Source organism: Proteus columbae (assembly GCF_002777965.1).
Lineage (GTDB): Bacteria > Pseudomonadota > Gammaproteobacteria > Enterobacterales > Enterobacteriaceae > Proteus > Proteus columbae.
Map to the genome: position 1 here is coordinate 248,574 of NZ_NGVR01000023.1, position 20,940 is coordinate 269,513.

Below are 20,940 nucleotides of genomic sequence, written 5' to 3' on the forward strand. Positions count from 1 at the left end.
GGATTCGCTACACTCGTGCAAGTAAGATAAATTCATGAGATCTACACTTATTTTATTTAGCTATGAGAGTAAAATCTCATAGCTAACGCTTTGAATGATTTATTGCATCTTTATGTTTAAGAAGGAAGAATTATGGCTTTTTTATCTTTAAAAAAGCGAGGGAGAGTGCTCGCCCTTATTTTAATTGTTGTAGCAATTGCTACGTACTTTTTTTTGCCAAAAGAGAAGGCACCGATATATCAAACACAGCAGATCACACGAGGTGATCTATCAAAAGAAGTAACCGCAACAGGTAAGCTTGATGCTGTGCGCAAAGTTGATGTGGGTGCGCAAGTCAGTGGACAGTTACAATCGCTCCTTGTAAAAGAGGGTGATGTGGTTAAAAAAGGGGATTTACTTGCCATTATCGATCCTAAAAAAGCACAAAATGACGTCACTGAATCTCAAGAAACAAATAACGAGCTTAAAGCCAATCTTCAACAAGCACAGGCTGAATTACGTTTAGCTCAATTAACTTATCAACGCCAATTAAAACTTATTGGTACTCATGCTATTGCCCAAGATGAACTTGATCGCACTAAAACCGATGTTGAAGTAAAAAAAGCACGCATCATCACTTATCAAGCTCAAATTAAAAAGAACCAAGCGACGTTAGATACTGCAAGAACGAATCTGCAATATACACGGATAACTGCGCCTATGGATGGGGTTGTTACCTTTATTAAAACGCTTGAAGGTCAAACAGTGATTGCTGCACAAGAAGCACCGACTATTTTAACGTTAGCTGACTTAGACACAATGCTGGTAAAAGCAGAAGTATCAGAAGCGGATGTCATTTATTTAAAGCCAGCTCTTAGCGCTTCTTTTACAGTTTTGGGGGCACCAGATAAAGCTTTCAGCGGTAAGTTGAAAGATATCTTACCTACCCCCGAAAAAATTAATGATGCTATTTTTTACTATGCTCGTTTTGAGGTCCCTAATGAGCAGCATTTATTACGTTTACAAATGACTGCACAAGTTAAAATTCTTATTGAAAACAAGAAAGATGTGCTTCTTGTTCCGCTTTCTGTATTAGGTGAAGATGCCGGAATTAATGAATATTATGTTGATGTATTGGTTAATGGTCAGCCAGAAAGACGCACAGTAAAAATAGGTATGCGTACTGATGTTTATGCAGAAGTGCTCAGCGGATTGAAAGAAAACGATGAGGTTATTCTGGGTGAAACTTCAGGAGAAGCATGATGCCTGCATTATTAGAGCTCAATGAGGTTAGCCGTTTATATACCAATGGTGAAGAAGAAACCGTTGTTCTCAATAAAGTCTCGTTAACGATTAATGCCGGAGAAATGGTGGCGATAATTGGGGCTTCTGGCTCTGGCAAATCGACTTTAATGAATATTTTAGGCTGCTTAGATAAACCAAGTAGCGGTGAATATAAAGTTGCTGGTCAAAGTGTTGCGAAAATGGAAGGCGATCAACTTGCTGCATTACGCCGTGAGCATTTTGGCTTTATCTTCCAGCGCTACCATTTAATGTCGCATTTAAGTGCAGAACAGAATGTCGAAATTCCTGCGATTTATGCAGATAAAAATGCCACTCAAAGAAAAAAAAGGGCTCGCGAACTATTAACGCGCTTAGGATTAGGTGATCGCGTTGATTATCGTCCTAATCAACTCTCTGGCGGTCAGCAACAGCGCGTAAGTATTGCTAGAGCATTAATGAATGGTGGTGAAGTCATTCTTGCAGATGAGCCAACAGGAGCATTGGATAGTCATTCTGGTAAAGAGGTTATGTCTATTCTTAAGCAATTAAATGAACAAGGGCATACGGTTATTATCGTAACCCATGATCCTTTAATTGCGGCACAGGCTGAGCGAATTATAGAAATAAAAGATGGTAAGATTATTAATGATAATTACCATCAAATAACAGCAAATAAAGTTAAAAAAGAGACAACCCCAGTTTTAGCTTCTTCTTATTTAGGGCAAATATTCGGGCGTTTTACACAAGCATTAGATATGGCTTGGCGTGCAATGGTTGTGAATAAAGTACGCACTTTGCTAACGATGCTCGGCATTATTATTGGTATAGCCTCTGTCGTCACTATTATTGTGATTGGTGATGCCGCTAAAAGCATGGTGCTGGCAGATATAAAAGCAATTGGCTCTAATACTATTGATATCTATCCCGGAAAAGACTTTGGGAGCGATTCCCCAGAAGATAGACAATCGTTAACATTGCAAGATGTTTTTGCTTTAAAGCAACAATCTTATGTACAAGCTGTTACACCACAAGTGCAATTTAGTACACGATTACGCCGTGGAAACCAAGATTCACCCGCATCTGTTGCGGGTGTCAGTGACGACTATTTCACAGTGTACGCCATGAAGTTTTCGCAAGGTCACTCATTTACACCTGATATGATCCAGCGGCAAGCTCAAGTTGTCGTTATTGATGAAAATACCCGTCAGCGGTTCTTTCCTACCAAAAAAGAGGTTATTGGTGAGCAAATCATTATTCGCAATATCCCCTCTACGATTGTTGGTGTCATTGCTGAAAAGAAATCAGCTTTCGGTAATAGTCAATCGCTCAAAGTATGGGTACCTTACAGCACACTAAATAGCCGTATTTTAAATCGAAGTTATCTTGATAGTATTACAGTAAGAGCAACGGAAGGTTATGACGCCAGTGTTGCAGAACAACAAATTATCCGTTTATTGACGCTCAGACACGGTAAAAAAGATATTTTTACTTATAACCTTGATAGTTTTATTAAGGCTGCCGAAAGTACCACTCAAACAATGCAACTGTTTCTCACTTTAGTGGCGGTTATTTCATTGGTCGTGGGTGGGATTGGTGTAATGAATATTATGCTGGTTTCAGTGACTGAAAGAACGCGAGAAATTGGTATTAGAATGGCGGTTGGTGCCAGAGCCAGTGATGTGATGCAACAATTCCTTATAGAGTCCGTATTGGTGTGTTTAGTCGGCGGATCCCTGGGAATTGGCCTTTCATTTGGTATTGCTATGGTGGCAAGTGTTATGTTGCCTGATTGGCATTTCGTATTTCAGCCCATCGCATTAGTGAGTGCTTTTATTTGTTCGACTGCTATTGGTGTTATTTTTGGATTTTTACCAGCAAGAAGTGCAGCAAAAATGAATCCAATAGATGCTCTTGCGAGAGAATAACACAAACCATAAGATAAAAGCCCTTGAAATATAAAGGGCTTTTATTTGAATGAATTAGGCATTCTATTTAATTAAAAATACCCAACTATTGGGGTGCAGTTCATGTGAGCAAAAGGTATTTTTATTGGGGTTATCTATACTGTAAATTATCTTCTATTCAATAATAGGAATGATAAGGTCAGCATGATCCCCTTTAGGCCCTTTTATCGTGCTATAATTAACTTTCTGCCCCGCTTTAAGTGTGCGGTAACCTTCCATTCTGATTGTTGAATAGTGGGCAAAAATATCATCGCCACCTTTTGCTGGGGTAATAAAACCGAAACCCTTAGCATTATTGAACCACTTTACTGTACCTGTCTCCATACTTAACTTCTCTCATATACTTGTATTTATTTGTTTAACATCACTTTCAGTATATTTACTGAGCTGTTCATAAAACATACTCTATTTTATTGTTTCAATCGTCAAGAGGTGAAGAGGGTAGAAAGTGTTTCGGGTAGATGAAATTTTGATGTAGCTAACGCTTTGTAATTTTTTGAATGTAAAAAGAAGGAATAAAAAAGCGTTGATAGGCAGACTTTCCTGTGAGATGGTAAACTAAATGTCATAATTGAAAGTGACGTTTAACAAAACTATGAGTAATGCAAAACAATGGGTCAGTTTGATTTTTTAACAGAAACCACGTTAAGGGAAGATGTTCATCAGAAAAATGAGCCACCAGCAATGTATAAGGTGATCTTGAATAATGATGATTACACCCCCATGGATTTTGTTGTAGAAGTGCTTACGATGTATTTTTTCCTTAGCGAGGAAAAAGCAACGCAAATTATGTTGGACGTTCATCATAAAGGGAAAGGAGTTTGTGGGGTTTATAGTGCGGATATTGCCGAAACAAAAGTGGCTCAAGTTAATCTGTACGCAAGAGAAAACGAATACCCACTTTTATGTACTCTTGAACAGGCATGATCCGGTTAGTCTTTTAAGGAGGAGGTGCTTATGCTTAATCACGAATTAGAGCTGAGTCTTAATGTTGCATTCGCGAAAGCCCGTGATAACAGACACGAATTTATGACTGTAGAGCACCTGTTGTTGGCGCTATTAAGTAATAAATCGGCACGCGAAGCATTGGAAGCTTGTAAAGTCGATCTAGCAGTCTTACGCGAAGAGCTTGAAGTCTTTATTCGTAAAACAACCCCAATTCTGCCTGAAAATGTGGACAGAGAAACACAGCCAACGCTGAGTTTTCAGCGTGTATTACAGCGCGCTGTTTTTCATGTTCAATCATCTGGCAAAAATGAAGTCTCTGGCGCTAATGTGCTGGTGGCTATTTTTAGTGAACAAGAGTCTCACGCAGCTTACTTATTACGTAAACACGACGTTAGTCGCCTTGATGTCGTTAATTTTATTTCTCATGGCATTTCAAAAGAAGATCAACAAAACGAAGATCTTTCTGACATGAATGATATGAACGCACAATCTCAACAAGAGATGCCTCAAAGTGACGATCATATGGATAATTTTACTACTAACCTTAATCAGTTAGCGCGCCAAGGTAAAATTGATCCCCTAATTGGACGCCAAGCTGAATTAGAAAGAACAATCCAAGTGTTATGCCGTCGTCGCAAGAATAACCCATTATTAGTGGGTGAATCGGGTGTCGGTAAAACAGCTATCGCAGAAGGGCTTGCATGGCGTATTGAGCAAGATGATGTACCTGATGTGATGAAAGGTTACACTATTTACTCACTCGATATTGGTTCACTATTAGCGGGAACAAAATATCGTGGCGATTTTGAAAAACGGTTTAAAGCCTTACTGAAAACCCTTGAAAAAGATGAAAAAAGCATCTTATTTATTGATGAGATCCACACCATTATTGGTGCAGGAGCAGCATCGGGGGGACAAGTTGATGCGGCAAACTTAATTAAGCCATTGTTATCTGGTGGTCGAATTCGCGTTATAGGTTCTACGACTTATCAAGAATTTAGCAATATCTTTGAAAAAGACAGAGCGCTCGCACGTCGTTTCCAAAAAATTGATGTGACTGAACCATCTCCAGATGAGACTGTTTTGATCATCAAAGGATTGCGCCAGAAATACGAAGCACACCATGATGTCCGTTATACCAATAAAGCTATTCAGGCTGCGGTAGACTTATCGGTTAAATACATTACCGATAGACATCTACCTGATAAAGCTATTGATGTTATCGACGAAGCGGGTGCAAAAACACGTTTAGTTGCACCAAGTAAACGTAAAAAAACTATTAATGTCTCAGATATTGAGTCAGTCGTGGCTAAAATTGCACGAATTCCTGAAAAAACAGTTTCTAGTAGCGATAAATCAATACTGAAAAATCTTGATAACCAATTAAAAATGTTGGTATTCGGTCAGGATCAAGCAATCCATGCTTTATCTGAAGCGATTAAGATGAGCCGTGCAGGATTAAGCCAAGATAATAAACCGGTGGGTTCATTCTTATTTGCAGGCCCTACTGGGGTAGGTAAAACAGAAGTCACTGTACAGTTAGCAAAAACATTGAATGTTAAACTGCTACGCTTTGATATGTCGGAATATATGGAAAGACATACGGTCAGTCGTTTAATTGGTGCTCCTCCTGGTTATGTTGGTTTTGATCAAGGTGGATTATTAACAGACGCTGTCATTAAAAACCCATATTCCGTTGTGTTACTTGATGAAATTGAGAAAGCACATCCTGATGTATTCAATATCCTGTTACAGGTAATGGATAATGGTACATTAACTGATAACAATGGCCGCAAAGCAGATTTCCGTAATGTTATTTTAGTGATGACAACCAATGCGGGTGTGCGTGAAACGCAACGTAAATCGATTGGGTTTACAGAGCAAGATAATAGCACTGATGCGATGGCTGAAATCAAAAAAGCCTTCTCACCAGAGTTCCGTAACCGTTTAGATAGTATTATTTGGTTTAATGCATTATCTCCAGAAATTATCTCTATGGTTGTGGATAAATTTATTGTCGAACTACAAGTGCAGTTAGATGATAAAGGAGTATCGCTAGAAGTTAGCCAAGAAGCACGTCAATGGTTATGTGATAAAGGTTATGACAGAGCGATGGGCGCAAGGCCAATGGCGCGTGTTATTCAAGAAAACTTGAAAAAACCATTAGCTAACGAGATTTTATTTGGTTCTCTTGTTAATGGTGGTTCAGTTTCTGTAACACTAGATAAGCTGGCAGGCAAATTGAATTATGAGTTTGTTAGCCAAGAAAAACTGGCGAAGAATGAAGATACCGTTATCTAAGGATAGCGGTTAATCTCACTAAGCTATAAAAGCATACACCACAGGTGAGCATCAATAAATGCCTTGCCTGTGGTGTTTTTTTTCACCCGTTATATGACAATAGCGGGAGAGAACAGATTGGGATCAACGGCTACGGAAGATGATACGGCCTTTGCTCAGGTCATATGGGGTCAGCTCAACGGTAACCTTGTCGCCTGTCAGGATACGAATATAGTTTTTACGCATTTTTCCTGAGATATGAGCGGTAACGACGTGTCCGTTTTCTAATTCTACGCGGAACATCGTGTTTGGCAGAGTATCCAGTACAGTGCCTTGCATTTCAATGTTGTCTTCTTTGGCCATCTAATCCTCTAAGTTTTAATAACCATATTTTTTAAACGGCAAGATAATGCCGAAAATATTGTCCTATGTAAAGGAATGTTATTGGATAGCAATGGTGTTCACCTTGCTATTGCACTTAACATCCTTACCGCAACTTGCGTTTTACTTTGCTAAGGTAAAAGTAATAACAGAAGTCGTAATTCTTTATTTTGTGGTATTTGTAGCAATAAAATAACAGCACCCTAACCACATAATGGGTGAGTAAGATAAAATTTTTGTATAAACCTTTTTGCATAAATAACAGGATGTCATTCTAGATCCTGTCTTAAATAAGAAGGGCTTTACAAAAACAAGCAGTGATTATAATTCCAACGATTGCTGATACCAACACTTTTTATCAATAATCACTTTTTTCCAACGAGATAACGCAACTAAATAATGTTTACGTGAAATCTCAGAGGCACCTAACGAGGCAGTATGAGAGTTTAGCACCTGACAATCAAATAGTTGACCCCCATAACGAAGAAAATGGTTATAAAAAGCAATAAAGGCACATTTAGAGGCGTTATCTCTACGACTAAACATAGATTCACCACAAAAAACGGCTCCTATGTTTACACCATATAATCCACCAACGAGTTCATCACCTTCCCAAACCTCAACAGAGTGAGCTTCACCTTGTTGATAAAGAGCTTCATAACCTGCTTTTATATCAGGGCCTATCCACGTTCCTTCTTCACGTACAGAACATGCCTCAATAACTGAAGCAAAGGCATGATTTAACGTAATTTTATAAGGTTGGCGCCGAATAAATTTACGCAAACTACGCCCAATATGTAAATCACCTGCTGGTAAAACGGCTCTTGGATCAGGTGACCACCATAATGGTTCTTCATTAGGGAAATACCAAGGAAAAATACCCGATTGATACGCAACACGTAATCGCGAAAGGGAGATTTCTCCCCCTATCGCTAATAAACCATTAGGCTCTTTTAACGCTAAATGAGGCTCTGGAAAATCCAAATCACTATCATCTAATTGAAACAGCGGCATATTATGCCTCGTGAGTCGGTGTTAATAGAGCCTGTCTTTGATGAAATTTAGCATAATGCCCCTGTTGTTGTAACAACGAAGCATGAGTGCCTGTTTCAACGATTTTTCCGCCATCCATAACGCAGATTTTATCCATTTTATCTAAACCGTGAAGTCTGTGAGTGATCATTAATACAGCCTTATCTTGGCAATGCTGATGCAAGAGAGCAAGGATCTGCTGTTCTGTATCGGCATCAAGGCCTTCTGTTGGCTCATCAAGCAATACAAGAGGTGCATTGTGGAGTAGGGCTCTTGCTAGTCCTAAACGTCGCTGTTCGCCACCAGAGAGCTGTCTACCACCATCCCCCATCCATGCATTTAAGCCTTCATCATTTTCAAGTAGTTGTCCAAGACCAACTTGCTGAAGAACATGTTTAAGCTCTTCATCTGTTGCCTGTTCTTTTGCCATCAATAGATTTTCTCTTAATGTGTGGCTAAAGACATGAACGCGTTGAGGAACAACTGACATCATTGAACGTAATGTCACTTCATCATAATCAGCAATAGGCAAATTATTTAAGCTGATAGTGCCGTGAGTCGGATCAAAAGCTCGATTGATCAACTGCAATAGAGTTGATTTACCACATCCCGTTTTTCCTAATAATGCAATGTGTTGTCCTGCTTCAATCGTTAAATCAACGTGATTGATGACTTGCATTGGTTGGGTTGGATAAGTAAAGCAAATATTGTGCATTGCAAGTGTGGCGCGATTGTTAGTTTCTCCCCCTTTTTCAGGAAAAGTGACATCGGGTTTTTGCTCAATTAAATGAGAAATACGTGTTGCGGATGTCATCACTTGTCCTAAATGCTGGAAAGCGACAGTAACCGGAGCTAAAGATTCAAATGCTGCCAATGCACAAAATGTAAATAAGGCAATTAACGCTTCTGGCATAAAGCTATTGTCGATACCACCAGCCGCCAGCCATAAAATTAATGTTGCTGTTAGGCCCGATGCGAGGATCATCAATGATTGCGATAAACCCGTTAAATTTGCTTGTTGTGCTTGTCTATGCAGCCATTTAGCTTCAAGTTGCGCCAAATTTTGTCTAAAACGAGGTAATGCGCCAAAAACAGTTAACTCGGCTTGTCCTTGTAACATGCTGGTTAATACTGTGCGATATTGACCTCGTAAATCGGTGAGATCACGACCAATAGGTTTACCAGCGTAATAGAATACAAAAGGCAAAACAATCAGCAAGGTAAGCATAATGCCACCCAGCGTATTGGCTAAACGTGCATCGATTAAACCAAGACCAAACATAATTGCCATAATGACAACAAAAGCGGCAATAATAGGGGAAATAACACGAATATAAAGGTGATCGAGCGTTTCAACATCAGCAACTAACCGGTTTAGTAACTCACCTTGACGAAAACGTGCGATCCCACCTGGTGAAAGAGGGAGGATCTTTTTAAAGGTGAATACACGCAGGTGCGATAATACACGAAACGTTGCGTCATGGCTGACAAGCCTTTCAAAATAACGACCCGCAGTACGAAAAATAGCAGCACCTCGAACACCCGCAGCTGGTAGCATATAGTTAAAACTATAAATACCCGCAAAGCCCGCAAGAGATGTGCCTGCTAAAAACCAGCCTGATAGTGTTAAAAGACCAATACTCGCCAGTAAAGTCAGAATAGCAAGAATAATCCCCAGCAATAACATAAACCAGTGACGGCGATAGAGCGCAAGAAAAGGAAGCAATACTCTCATGATTAAAGTTCCTCTTTACGATGAGCAAGAAGGCGAGCAAAAGTACCGTTCTGTTGGCTTAACGATGCATAAGTTCCAGTTTCAATAATCTGGCCTTTTTCCATCACCCAAATTTGGTCGTAACCCAATGTTTCTTCGAGTAGATGAGTAATAAGCAAGGTCGTTTGATTTAATGAGGCGTTATTAAGCGCGTGCATGACACGCTGTTCACTATGAGAATCAAGGCTTGCTGCCGGTTCATCTAATAACAAAAATTGACAAGGTGACAATAAAGCACGAGCAACAGCAATACGCTGAGCCTGACCAACAGAAAGGCGTGCCGCACTATCGCCAATAATCGTATTTAAGCCATCAGGTAACTCATTAATAAAATCGCTGACATAGGCTTTTTCAATGGCAAGATTGATTTGTTCATCGCTGGCATTAGGATTGCTTAAGCGAATATTATCCAGCAAGGTTTGTTCTGGTAAATTAGGATTTTGACCAACCCAGCTTAAACATTGACGCCATGCTTCAGGCGAGAGTTGCGTCAATTCAATGCCATTAACTTTTAATGAACCACGATAAGGTAAAAAGCCGAGTAGTGCATTTAATAGCGAGCTTTTGCCTGCACCACTTAGACCCACAATCGCAATTCGTTGATTAGGGTTAATGGTAAAGTTTAATGGACCAGCAAGTTTGACACCTTGGTGAGATAAAACTTCGAGTTCATGAGCTGTTATCTCAATACTTTCTGTTGTATTGATCCGCTCATTACCTGTAAATTGCGGTTTTTCACCATCGGCTTCTAAAAATTCAACCAAAGATTCAGCAGCACCAATGGCTTGTGCTTTGGCATGATAGTAAGTTCCTAAATCACGCAAAGGCTGAAAAAACTCTGGGGCTAAGATCAGTGCTAAAAAGCCTGAGAATAGTGTGACACCTAAGCCATAACTGCCGAAACTAAGTTCACCTAAGTAAGAAAAACCAAAGTAAACAGCCACAACAGCGATAGAAACAGCAGTAAAGAATTCCAATACGCCTGATGAAAGGAACGCCATTCTTAGTACTTCCATTGTACGTTTGCGGAAATCTTCTGTTGCTTCGGTGATCTGTTTAACTTCTGCATTACCACGGTTAAATAACCGTAATGTATCTAAGCCTCTTAATCTATCGAGGAAGTTACCACTTAAACGACCTAATGCGAGGAAGTTTCTGCGGTTAGCATCTGCTGCGCCTAATCCAACTAATGCCATAAATAACGGGATCAGTGGGGCGGTGAAAAATAGAATCAAGCCAGCCGCCCAGTTAACAGGGAAGATGGTGATAAGGATAAGGATAGGCACAATGGTAGAAAGATACATCTGCGGAATATAGCGCGCATAGTAATCTTGCATATCTTCTATTTGCTCTAGAATAATTGTTGCCCAACTCCCTGCGGGTTTGCCTTTAACCCAAACAGGACCTAGCTCTTCAAGTCTATCAAGAACAATTTTACGAATTTGTCGCCTGACCGCCATACCACAGCGATAACCTACACGCTCTCGTATCGCCATCACCAAAGCGCGTAAGATAAAAATACCAATAAGGGTGAGAAAGGTAGGTATATGCGTATCACGACTCAGACTGTCCATGATAAATGCTTGAAGTAAAACAGCTAATAACCATGCTTGTGCAATAATTAATAAACCGCTTACAACACCTAGGATCATTGATAGCCGTAGCCATCGACGGGCTGGAGCACTTTGCTGTTTCAGCCATCGAACCAATTCACTTTGTTTAGTTTTATCCATAAGAAAAGATTCAAATCTGCAGGTGAGATACAAAGTATCAGAAAGGCCAAGGGTAAGTAGTTATACGCTTTGGCAACCAGGCTAGTATGTTACATGGTAAAAGGCGCTACTGAAATAGCGCCTTGAAAGGAAGTGATGATTTTAGTTGGATTTTAGTGCGTCTATGTAACGTTCTGCATCTAAAGCAGCCATACAGCCTGTACCTGCGGAGGTAATTGCTTGACGATAAATGTGATCCATTACGTCACCTGCTGCAAAAACACCCTCGATAGAGGTTTGTGTTGCATTACCTTGAGTACCTGATTGTACTTTGATGTAACCATTGTCTAATTCTAATTGACCATCAAAAATAGCAGTATTAGGGCTATGACCAATAGCAATAAAGACACCCATAACATCTAATTCTTCGGTTTTATCGCTCTTAGTATCTTTTAAGCGAACTTTCGTTACACCCATATCATCGCCAAGAACTTCGTCTAAGGTACGATCAGTATGCAAAATAATATTGCCACTGTTAACTTTGTCCATTAGGCGGTTAATTAAGATCTTTTCAGAACGGAAAGAATCACGGCGGTGGATCAGATGAACTTCTGATGCGATATTCGCTAAATAAAGAGCTTCTTCCACAGCGGTATTTCCGCCACCGACAACTGCGACTTTCTGGTTACGATAGAAAAATCCGTCACACGTTGCACAAGCCGAAACGCCTCGACCTTTAAAAGATTCTTCTGAAGGTAAACCGATATAACGTGCAGAAGCACCTGTTGCGATAATCAATGCATCACAAGTGTATTCTTGTTCATCACCAAATAGGCGGAATGGACGGTTTTTCAGATCGACTTTATTAATATGGTCAGAGATAATCTCTGTATTAAATTTTTCAGCGTGCTGAAACATGCGGTCCATTAATCCGGGGCCTGTTAACCCTTCTGGGTCACCGGGCCAGTTTTCGACTTCTGTTGTCGTTGTCAGCTGACCGCCTTTTTCAACACCCGTAATCAGTACTGGTTCTAAGTTTGCTCTTGCAGCATAAACGGCGGCGGTATAACCCGCAGGGCCAGAACCTAAAATAATAAGTTTGCTATGTTTGATGGTGCTCATGTATACCTCATCTCTGATTAGGCGTGATGCGAATTGAGGGATTGTAGGAGAAATAAGACGTTAAAAAAAGCCAATGACAAGAAATAGACATAATATTTTAGCTATTTTAGCAATAGTTAATACTAATATAGTTTAATAATTATAGAGTTATATTGGGCTAACATCATCGAATTAACCTGAAACATTTTGCTTTACAATTGATGTTTATCTTGCGTATATAGAGAATAACATAGCGCCTTGTTCTGATTTTTACTCATTTGCTTTGACAATCCGCTGTACATTTGCGAAAACATGATTGTTAAAGATAATTATCCTCGGATGTTATACGTATTATTTTTTAGACAGACAGGGTATAGGATAGTTATTTTGCGATATTTGCTAATGAGTATTTGGATAAAATAGAACTTTTATCTGGCATTAAAAGAAAATAGATTGGTAGTTTGCTCTGACCGTTTGATACCGAAGTTTCGACAGTGATGCTGAAGGTGTACAGGTATGGGTATAGGAAAATAAAGTAAGAGAAAAAGAGAAAGAGAGTATAGAGATGATTGATAATAAAAAACGTCCGGGTAAAGATCTTGATAGAATAGACCGGAATATTCTAAATGAGCTTCAAAAAGATGGTCGTATTTCAAACGTTGAGCTATCTAAACGTGTAGGTTTATCACCAACGCCTTGTTTAGAGCGTGTACGTCGTTTAGAACGCCAAGGATTTATTTCTGGTTATACTGCACTGTTAAACCCACATTACTTAGATGCATCATTACTGGTATTCGTGGAAATCACATTAAACCGTGGTGCACCAGATGTTTTTGAACAATTCAATATGGCTGTTCAAAAACTTGAAGAAATCCAAGAGTGCCATTTAGTTTCTGGTGATTTTGACTATCTGTTGAAAACTCGTGTACCTGATATGTCCGCTTACCGTAAATTACTAGGTGAAACACTGTTACGTCTTCCAGGTGTTAATGACACACGTACATACGTGGTTATGGAAGAAGTTAAACAAAGTAACCGTCTTGTAATTAAAACTCGCTAAGCCAACTTAATAGGTTGGTGCAAAGCAGGAAAAAGTTAGGTACACTCCTGTTTATGCATACAGTTTCAACGCTGGGATATCTCAGCGTTGTTCCGTTTTAATTCACCCTAAGTTAAACCTGGAGAGCCCTCTTTGAGCCAGGAATATACAGAAGATAAAAATATTCGTTTAACAAAGATAAGCAACCGTCGCCGTATTTGGGAGGCTATTCTCATCCTCATCGGCATTGGCGCTGTCTTTTTAATGGTTTCATTACTTAGCTTCCATCCCTCTGATCCTAGCTGGTCACAAACCACTTGGAATGAGCCTATTCAAAATTTAGGCGGTAGTATCGGAGCATGGTTAGCTGATATTCTATTTTCTGCATTTGGTTTACTTGCCTATGCAATTCCTGTCGTCGTGGTCTTTGGCTGCTGGAATTCTCTGCGCTACCAACAAAACCGTGAATACACCGACTTCTTTTCCCTTGCACTTCGCACGATTGGTGCTTTGGCTCTGATCTTTACCTCTTGTGCATTAGCCGATCTTAATTTTGATGATATCTATAATTTCAGCTCAGGTGGTGTGATTGGAAGTTTGTTTAGCAAAGCCTTATTACCATGGTTTAATGTTTTAGGTGCTACTCTTGCCCTGTTATCTGTTTGGGCAATTGGCTTTACACTGTTTACTGGCTGGTCTTGGTTAACAATTACAGAAAAAATTGGTGCTGTTATTTTGGGCAGTGTTGGTTTTATTACCAATAGAGGCCAAAAAGAAGCCGATTACGAGGATGAAGAAGAGGAAGATGATACTCAAGACGTTGTTACAGAATTAGCTGAAAATTCAAATCAAAAAGAAAATCAGCAATCTGAATTAGCAACAGAAGAGAGTGATGATATTTTATTTTCTGCGCCTTCAGCACTTGAACTAGCTCGTCAGCAAGAGATAGACACATTACAAGCTAAAGCAGAACAAGAAGATGATTTGCCGTCTTTCTCTGCAACAAATGACATAGCAGATGAACATGCGCAAGCATTGACGCAAGCTGATCCTCTTGTGCCAGCAACGGTTTCACAACCAACTCATACAGAGGAAGAACCAGAACATTACCGTTTTGATATTCCAGAAGCATTTTTGAAAAAAGAAGCTCAATCAGAACCCATTGCCCCTCAACGTTCCACTTACTCAATACCAGAAGAGAATACATCTTCTGTAGTGCCGTTTGATAATGAACCTATGGCACAGCTATCGTCCGTATCAACAGATAGTGTTATGCCTGAGGGCAGAGCTGAACCTACATTTTCGTTAGCGCCTGATACAGACTCTTTAACGCAAGCAGCGACAGTGGCAGCAGGTGTGGCAGCGACTAGTGCTCTTGTTAGCCATGGCTCTCAAGTTAAACAAGGACTAGGCCCTGAATTACCACGTCCAAATCCAGTGCGATTGCCAACACGCCGTGAGCTTTATGGCATCCATATACCTTCACAACGCGAAGCTGAATTGCGTCGTCGTGAGGAAGCCGTTCAATCTGAACCCGAAGATGAGTTAGCTGATATTCAAGAACAGGCGAATTTCGAACAAGAGTTGCGTCAGCAATTCCTCGAACAGCAACGCGAACGTTATGGTGAGAACGATAGTGCTGATCCTGAGGATATTATTGAACCCCATCAGCCAAATATTACAACACCATTATCTTCATTTAGTCATCAACAAGATGATTATCGTGACGAACCAACGGTTACTGCAAATACTTTCTCTTCCACAGAAGAGAGTAACAGCGAAATTGATGAAGATGAGCAATATCAGCAACAATTAGCAGCGCAATTTAAGCAACAATTGCAGGATCGCTATGGTGATGATGTGTCGTTAGATGATGACGTAGAAGAAGTATTACCTCAAATATCAACACCATCACCTTCATTGCAAGCAACTACGGGTTATCAACCTCATATTCAACATTCGTTTGCTTCACAATCAGCGCAACCGACGCAAACTATTGAGAAAAAAGTTGAATACCCAGCCAGCAATGCATTTCTACAAATTTCGCCTCGTGATGAAGAAGAGGAAGAGTACAGCCCTAAAATTGAGTTAGAAAGAGAACTCACAGCATTAGAGGCATTCTCACCAATTGATGATCTATTGGATGAAGATCCGATAGAGCCAGTGTTTACACCGATTGTTTCAGAACCTGTTACGCCACAAGTTGCACCTCAAACTGCATTGCAATCACGTATTGAGCCTCAGCCTAATCTGGCTCAGCATTTTGCACAGCAACAGCAACAGCAACAGCAACAGCAACAGCAACAGCAACAGCAACAGCAACAGCAACAGCAACCCTTAATTCATCCGTTATTGATGCGCAATGATAGGCCGTTGCAAAAGCCAACAACGCCAATGCCTTCTCTGGATCTACTAACAACGCCACCAGTAGAAGATGAACCTGTTGATATGTTTGAGCTTGAGCGTATTGGTAAACTTATTGAAGCACGTCTTAATGATTATCGTGTTAAAGCCAAAGTAGTTGGTATTTCACCGGGACCTGTTATCACGCGTTTTGAGCTTGAACTTGCACCAGGTGTAAAAGCTGCACGTATATCAAATTTATCACGCGACTTAGCTCGTTCATTATCTGCTATTGCGGTACGTATTGTTGAGGTTATTCCGGGAAAACCTTATGTAGGGCTGGAATTACCTAACAAAAAACGTCAAACCGTATATATGCGTGAGTTGTTAGATAGCGATGCATTTCGTGATAGCCGTTCTCCATTGACCGTTGTTTTAGGTAAAGATATCGGCGGTCAGCCCGTTGTTGCCAATCTGGCTAAAATGCCTCACTTACTTGTTGCTGGTACAACAGGCTCAGGTAAATCTGTCGGTGTGAATGCGATGATCATCAGCATTCTCTATAAAGCGAAACCAGAAGATGTTCGCTTTATTATGATTGATCCTAAAATGCTTGAGCTTTCGGTTTATGAAGGTATTCCGCATCTTCTTACAGAAGTCGTTACCGATATGAAAGATGCCGCAAGTGCTTTACGTTGGAGTGTGGCTGAAATGGAACGCCGTTATAAACTTATGTCAGCATTAGGTGTGCGTAATCTCGCAGGTTATAACGAAAAAATTAAAGAAGCTGAAGCAATGGCGCGTCCTATTCCTGATCCATTCTGGAAACCAAGCGATAGCATGGCAACAGAAATACCGACGTTGGAAAAAGAGCCTTATATTGTCGTTGTCGTTGATGAATTTGCTGATTTAATGATGACAGCAGGTAAGAAAGTTGAAGAACTGATCGCTCGCTTAGCACAAAAAGCGCGAGCTGCGGGTATTCACCTTGTACTTGCTACACAAAGACCTTCTGTTGATATTATTACTGGTTTAATTAAAGCCAATATTCCGAGCCGTATTGCATTTACTGTATCGAGTAAAATCGACTCCCGAACTATCTTAGACCAAGGTGGTGCAGAGTCATTATTAGGTATGGGGGATATGCTTTATGCGCCGAATGGCTTTGTTCCTGAGCGTGTTCACGGCGCTTTTGTTAGTGATGATGAAGTACATGCTGTGGCAACTGACTGGAAAGCACGCGGTCGTCCTCAATATATTGAAGCTATCACAAAATGTGGCGAAGAAGGTGAAGGCAATAGTGGCGGTGGATATGATGATGGTGAAGAGCTTGATCCGTTATTTGACCAAGCTGTAGAATTTGTGGTTGAAAAACAACGTGTTTCTATTTCTGGTGTACAACGTCAATTTAGAATTGGTTATAACCGCGCGGCAAGAATTGTGGAACAGATGGAAATGCAAGGGATCGTGAGTGCGCCAAACCACAACAATACACGTGATGTACTTTCACCACCACCTTCAGATATGTAATATCTTGAAAACACAGTTATCAGCTAATGAGATAGCGTGGTAATCTGCATATCATCAATAATTTATACGCCGACATTATGTCGGCGTTATCTCATGCCGAGGCTTGTAGAATGAAAAAAGTATTATTTGCAGTGTGTGCGATGACATTAATAAGTAGCCAAGCCGCTTGGGCTGATGCACGTCAGGATTTGCAACAACGATTAAATAAAGTAAATAGTTTTCAAGCAAACTTTAGTCAAACCGTGACCAGCAATGAAGGCTCACTTATTCAAAAAGGGGAAGGAAATTTAAAAGTACAACGCCCTGATTTGTTTAATTGGCATATGACAGCACCGGATGAGAGTACATTGATCTCTGATGGCAAAACATTGTGGTTTTACAATCCTTTTGTCGAGCAAGTTACTGCAACTTGGCTGGAAAGCGCCACAACCAATACACCTTTTATGCTGATTGCCCGTAATGACAGTAAAGAGTGGCAAAACTATGACGTAAAACAATCAGGTGATCGTTTTGAGTTAACACCAAAAGTAGAAAATAACTTAAAACATTTTACGATAACAGTATTACCTAACGGACAAATTCAGCAATTTGCAGCCACAGAACAAGACGGTCAAGTAAGTAATTATCAATTGACTGCACAGACTGCTGCGCCAATCGATGCATCCGCGTTTCGCTTTACACCTCCTGCGGGTGTGACTGTGGATGACCAACGTCAGTGAGGATATTTTGAGTAATTTATCACTCGATTTTTCACGCAATGAGTTCCAACCTTTAGCTGCAAGAATGCGACCTGAAACGTTGGAACAGTATATCGGACAAACTCATTTACTTGCTGAAGGTAAACCATTACCTCGAGCGATTAAAGCGGGTCAATTGCATTCCATGATCTTATGGGGACCTCCTGGTACGGGTAAAACTACTCTTGCTGAGATTATTGGTCGCTATGCGCAAGCTGATATAGAACGATTATCTGCGGTGACATCGGGTATTAAAGAAATTAGAGAGTCTATTGAAATTGCCCGCCAAAACCGCAATGCAGGGCGTAGAACGATCCTGTTTGTTGATGAAGTTCATCGTTTTAATAAGAGTCAACAAGATGCCTTTTTACCTCATATCGAAGACGGCACGATCACTTTTATTGGCGCAACAACAGAAAATCCCTCTTTTGAATTAAACTCAGCGTTACTATCCAGAGCAAGAGTTTATCTATTACGTTCATTAACCGAAGCTGATATTGAGCAAGTGCTACAACAAGCGCTGGACGATCCTGAACGGGGTTTAGGCGGGCGTAATATTATTCTGCCAGATGATACACGTAAAATGATTGCACAATTGGTTAATGGTGATGCGCGCCGTTCATTAAATTTGCTTGAAATGATGGCGGATATCGCTGAAGTTGATAATCAAGGAAAACGAGTATTAACACCAGCATTACTGACAGAAATCAGTGGTGAACGAAGTGCTCGTTTTGATAATAAAGGCGATCGCTTTTACGATCTTATTTCTGCATTACATAAATCAGTCAGAGGATCTGCACCTGATGCTGCTCTTTATTGGTATGCAAGGATCATAACAGCTGGTGGCGATCCACTTTATGTTGCTCGTCGTTTATTGGCGATTGCATCAGAAGATGTGGGAAACGCCGATCCTCGAGCCATGCAAGTGGCAATTGCTGCATGGGATTGTTTTACGCGTGTTGGCCCCGCAGAAGGTGAGCGCGCTATCGCTCAAGCCATTGTATATCTGGCTTGTGCGCCAAAAAGTAATGCTGTTTATACCGCATTCAAAGCCGCTATTGCTGATGCTAAAAGTAAACCTGATTATGATGTGCCTGAACATTTGCGTAATGCACCAACAAAATTAATGAAAGAAATGGGGCTTGGCGCTGAATATCGTTATGCTCATGATGAGCCTAATGCTTATGCAGCCGGAGAGGTCTATTTTCCTAAAGAAATGGCAAATACGCAGTACTATTACCCAGTAAAAAGAGGGTTAGAGATCAAGGTTGCAGAGAAATTAGACTGGCTTTCTCAACAAGATCAAAATAGTGTTACAAAACGCTATCGCAAAATGTAAAGATGCGGTAAGGTTATTAAATTATCATTAATTTCTTAACTATGCCTTGTCTCAGATATCTTTTTTATAAGATAGGAGAGAAGGTTTTTATTAATCTATCAATAAGCACAGGATAAGCATGCTCGATCCAAATCTACTGCGTAATGAGCTAGACGCGGTCGCCGAAAAACTGGCTCGCAGGGGGTTCACCCTCGATGTGGAAAAAATCCGTCAACAAGAAGAACGCCGCAAGGTGTTACAGGTTGAAACTGAATCCCTGCAAGCAGAACGTAATTCTCGATCGAAGTCCATTGGTGCGGCAAAAGCGCGTGGTGAAGATATTGAGCCACTTCGTCAAGAAGTTAACCTGTTAGGTGAAAAACTTGAAGCTGCAAAAGCCGAACTTGAAGTGCTTCAAGCGGAAATTCGTGATTACGTTTTAACTATTCCAAATATGCCAGATGATACAGTTCCAAATGGCAAAGATGACAGCGAAAACGTTGAAGTTTCTCGTTGGGGAACACCAAAAACTTATGATTTTGAATTAAAAGATCATGTGACTTTAGGTGAACTAACAGATGGTTTAGATTTTGCTTCTGCGGTGAAAATTACCGGTTCACGTTTTGTTGTGATGAAAGGTCAAGTTGCACGTTTACATCGTGCTATCACACAATTTATGCTGAATCTGCATACAGAAGAGCACGGCTACCAAGAAATGTATGTTCCTTACTTGGTTAACCACGCAACTCTGTACGGTACAGGTCAGCTACCTAAATTTAGTGAAGACTTATTCCACACTAAACCGTTAGAAGAAGAAGCAGAAAGCCAATATGCACTTATTCCAACAGCGGAAGTGCCTGTGACAAATATGGTAAGAGACGTCATTCTTGAAGAAGACGACTTACCATTGAAAATGACGGCTCATACACCATGTTTCCGTTCAGAAGCTGGCTCTTATGGTCGTGATACTCGTGGCCTTATTCGTATGCACCAATTTGATAAAGTTGAGCTAGTTCAGATTGCTCATCCTGAAAAATCAATGGAAGCATTAGAAGAGCTAACTGGTCACGCTGAAAAAGTGCTGCAATTACTGAATCTACCTTACCGTAAAGTTGTGCTTTGCACTGGCGATATGGGCTTTGGTTCACGTAAGACTTACGACTTAGAAGTTTGGGTTCCAGCTCAAAATACTTACCGTGAGATCTCTTCATGTTCGAATATGTGGGATTTCCAAGCACGTCGTATGCAAGCACGTTTCCGCGCTAAAGGTGATAAGAAAACACAACTTGTTCATACTTTAAATGGTTCTGGCTTAGCAGTTGGTCGTACTTTAGTGGCAATTATGGAAAACTATCAAATGGCTGATGGCCGTATTGAAATTCCAGAAGTATTACGCCCATACATGAACGGTTTAGAATATATCGGTTAATTATTATCTAATTAATTGAGTATTAATAATTTAACCCTCTGCTCAGGCAGGGGTTTTTTTTATTACCTAAATTAAATATTTGTCACTAT

Annotated in this window: 14 protein-coding genes and 2 pseudogenes; 10 read left to right on the plus strand and 6 right to left on the minus strand. The window is 40.3% G+C overall.

Annotation, left to right across the window (positions count from 1 at the left end; translation table 11 throughout):
• Nucleotides 1-132: 132 nt before the first annotated feature.
• Entirely contained in the window at nt 133-1,242 is a 1,110-nt protein-coding gene (macA, locus tag CBE70_RS12165) for a macrolide transporter subunit MacA (protein WP_100159551.1), read from the plus strand.
• Nucleotides 1,242-3,188, plus strand: coding sequence for a macrolide ABC transporter ATP-binding protein/permease MacB (gene macB / locus CBE70_RS12170; protein ID WP_100159552.1), 1,947 nt, complete (start codon nt 1,242-1,244; stop codon nt 3,186-3,188). The genes macA and macB overlap by 1 nt, the downstream gene beginning before the upstream one ends.
• Before the next feature lie 153 nt (nt 3,189-3,341).
• On the opposite strand, the gene cspD is transcribed toward macB, so the two are convergent.
• Entirely contained in the window at nt 3,342-3,551 is a 210-nt protein-coding gene (cspD, locus tag CBE70_RS12175) for a cold shock domain-containing protein CspD (protein ID WP_023581298.1), read from the minus strand.
• Nucleotides 3,552-3,839: 288 nt separating this feature from the next.
• Here cspD and clpS point away from each other — a divergent pair, with 288 nt between their 5' ends.
• Together clpS and clpA are read left to right on the plus strand one after the other, a co-directional pair.
• Nucleotides 3,840-4,154, plus strand: a complete 315-nt coding sequence (gene clpS / locus CBE70_RS12180; protein WP_075672467.1) for an ATP-dependent Clp protease adapter ClpS — start codon at nt 3,840-3,842, stop codon at nt 4,152-4,154.
• Nucleotides 4,155-4,184: 30 nt separating this feature from the next.
• Nucleotides 4,185-6,476, plus strand: a complete 2,292-nt coding sequence (gene clpA / locus CBE70_RS12185; RefSeq protein WP_100159553.1) for an ATP-dependent Clp protease ATP-binding subunit ClpA — start codon at nt 4,185-4,187, stop codon at nt 6,474-6,476.
• A gap of 123 nt (nt 6,477-6,599) precedes the next feature.
• Here clpA and infA read toward each other — a convergent pair whose 3' ends face one another.
• From infA to trxB, 5 genes are all read right to left on the minus strand, one after another.
• On the minus strand, nt 6,600-6,818 hold the full coding sequence (gene infA / locus CBE70_RS12190; RefSeq protein WP_004244560.1) for a translation initiation factor IF-1: 219 nt from the start codon (nt 6,816-6,818) through the stop codon (nt 6,600-6,602).
• 339 nt (nt 6,819-7,157) lie between these two features.
• Nucleotides 7,158-7,850 (minus strand): leucyl/phenylalanyl-tRNA--protein transferase, encoded by a 693-nt coding sequence (gene aat / locus CBE70_RS12195; RefSeq protein WP_100159554.1) that lies wholly within the window; start codon nt 7,848-7,850, stop codon nt 7,158-7,160.
• Nucleotide 7,851: 1 nt separating this feature from the next.
• The gene (gene cydC / locus CBE70_RS12200) at nt 7,852-9,603 is read right to left on the minus strand and encodes a heme ABC transporter ATP-binding protein/permease CydC (protein WP_100159555.1); all 1,752 of its coding nucleotides are present in this window, start codon (nt 9,601-9,603) and stop codon (nt 7,852-7,854) included.
• Nucleotides 9,604-9,605: 2 nt separating this feature from the next.
• Nucleotides 9,606-11,375, minus strand: a complete 1,770-nt coding sequence (gene cydD, locus CBE70_RS12205; protein WP_100159556.1) for a heme ABC transporter permease/ATP-binding protein CydD — start codon at nt 11,373-11,375, stop codon at nt 9,606-9,608.
• Nucleotides 11,376-11,516: 141 nt separating this feature from the next.
• On the minus strand, nt 11,517-12,476 hold the full coding sequence (gene trxB, locus CBE70_RS12210) for a thioredoxin-disulfide reductase (protein ID WP_100159557.1): 960 nt from the start codon (nt 12,474-12,476) through the stop codon (nt 11,517-11,519).
• A gap of 544 nt (nt 12,477-13,020) precedes the next feature.
• On the opposite strand from trxB, the gene lrp reads away from it, so the two are divergent.
• From lrp to serS, 6 genes and pseudogenes are all read left to right on the plus strand, one after another.
• Entirely contained in the window at nt 13,021-13,515 is a 495-nt protein-coding gene (gene lrp, locus CBE70_RS12215) for a leucine-responsive transcriptional regulator Lrp (RefSeq protein ID WP_004244566.1), read from the plus strand.
• Nucleotides 13,516-13,758: 243 nt separating this feature from the next.
• Nucleotides 13,759-14,160, plus strand: a pseudogene (locus CBE70_RS18705) (DNA translocase FtsK 4TM domain-containing protein); the annotation flags it as partial.
• Nucleotides 14,161-14,835: 675 nt separating this feature from the next.
• Nucleotides 14,836-17,367 (plus strand): annotated as a pseudogene (locus CBE70_RS12220) (DNA translocase FtsK); the annotation flags it as partial.
• A gap of 110 nt (nt 17,368-17,477) precedes the next feature.
• Nucleotides 17,478-18,086 (plus strand): outer membrane lipoprotein chaperone LolA, encoded by a 609-nt coding sequence (lolA, locus tag CBE70_RS12225; RefSeq protein WP_100159559.1) that lies wholly within the window; start codon nt 17,478-17,480, stop codon nt 18,084-18,086.
• Nucleotides 18,087-18,093: 7 nt separating this feature from the next.
• On the plus strand, nt 18,094-19,443 hold the full coding sequence (locus tag CBE70_RS12230; protein WP_088493305.1) for a replication-associated recombination protein A: 1,350 nt from the start codon (nt 18,094-18,096) through the stop codon (nt 19,441-19,443).
• A gap of 118 nt (nt 19,444-19,561) precedes the next feature.
• Nucleotides 19,562-20,851: a serine--tRNA ligase gene (serS, locus tag CBE70_RS12235; RefSeq protein WP_100159560.1), complete on the plus strand. Its 1,290-nt coding sequence runs from the start codon at nt 19,562-19,564 to the stop codon at nt 20,849-20,851.
• Nucleotides 20,852-20,940: the final 89 nt, after the last annotated feature.

What these genes read in the sequence shown, in the direction of transcription:
- cydD (WP_100159556.1), bottom strand. Translation starts at nt 11,375, where the DNA reads ATGGATAAAACTAAACAAAGTGAATTGGTTCGATGGCTGAAACAGCAA.
- lolA (WP_100159559.1), top strand. Translation starts at nt 17,478, where the DNA reads ATGAAAAAAGTATTATTTGCAGTGTGTGCGATGACATTAATAAGTAGC.
- cydC (WP_100159555.1), bottom strand. Translation starts at nt 9,603, where the DNA reads ATGAGAGTATTGCTTCCTTTTCTTGCGCTCTATCGCCGTCACTGGTTT.
- clpS (WP_075672467.1), top strand. Translation starts at nt 3,840, where the DNA reads ATGGGTCAGTTTGATTTTTTAACAGAAACCACGTTAAGGGAAGATGTT.
- serS (WP_100159560.1), top strand. Translation starts at nt 19,562, where the DNA reads ATGCTCGATCCAAATCTACTGCGTAATGAGCTAGACGCGGTCGCCGAA.
- trxB (WP_100159557.1), bottom strand. Translation starts at nt 12,476, where the DNA reads ATGAGCACCATCAAACATAGCAAACTTATTATTTTAGGTTCTGGCCCT.
- lrp (WP_004244566.1), top strand. Translation starts at nt 13,021, where the DNA reads ATGATTGATAATAAAAAACGTCCGGGTAAAGATCTTGATAGAATAGAC.
- aat (WP_100159554.1), bottom strand. Translation starts at nt 7,850, where the DNA reads ATGCCGCTGTTTCAATTAGATGATAGTGATTTGGATTTTCCAGAGCCT.
- macA (WP_100159551.1), top strand. Translation starts at nt 133, where the DNA reads ATGGCTTTTTTATCTTTAAAAAAGCGAGGGAGAGTGCTCGCCCTTATT.
- cspD (WP_023581298.1), bottom strand. Translation starts at nt 3,551, where the DNA reads ATGGAGACAGGTACAGTAAAGTGGTTCAATAATGCTAAGGGTTTCGGT.
- clpA (WP_100159553.1), top strand. Translation starts at nt 4,185, where the DNA reads ATGCTTAATCACGAATTAGAGCTGAGTCTTAATGTTGCATTCGCGAAA.
- macB (WP_100159552.1), top strand. Translation starts at nt 1,242, where the DNA reads ATGCCTGCATTATTAGAGCTCAATGAGGTTAGCCGTTTATATACCAAT.
- infA (WP_004244560.1), bottom strand. Translation starts at nt 6,818, where the DNA reads ATGGCCAAAGAAGACAACATTGAAATGCAAGGCACTGTACTGGATACT.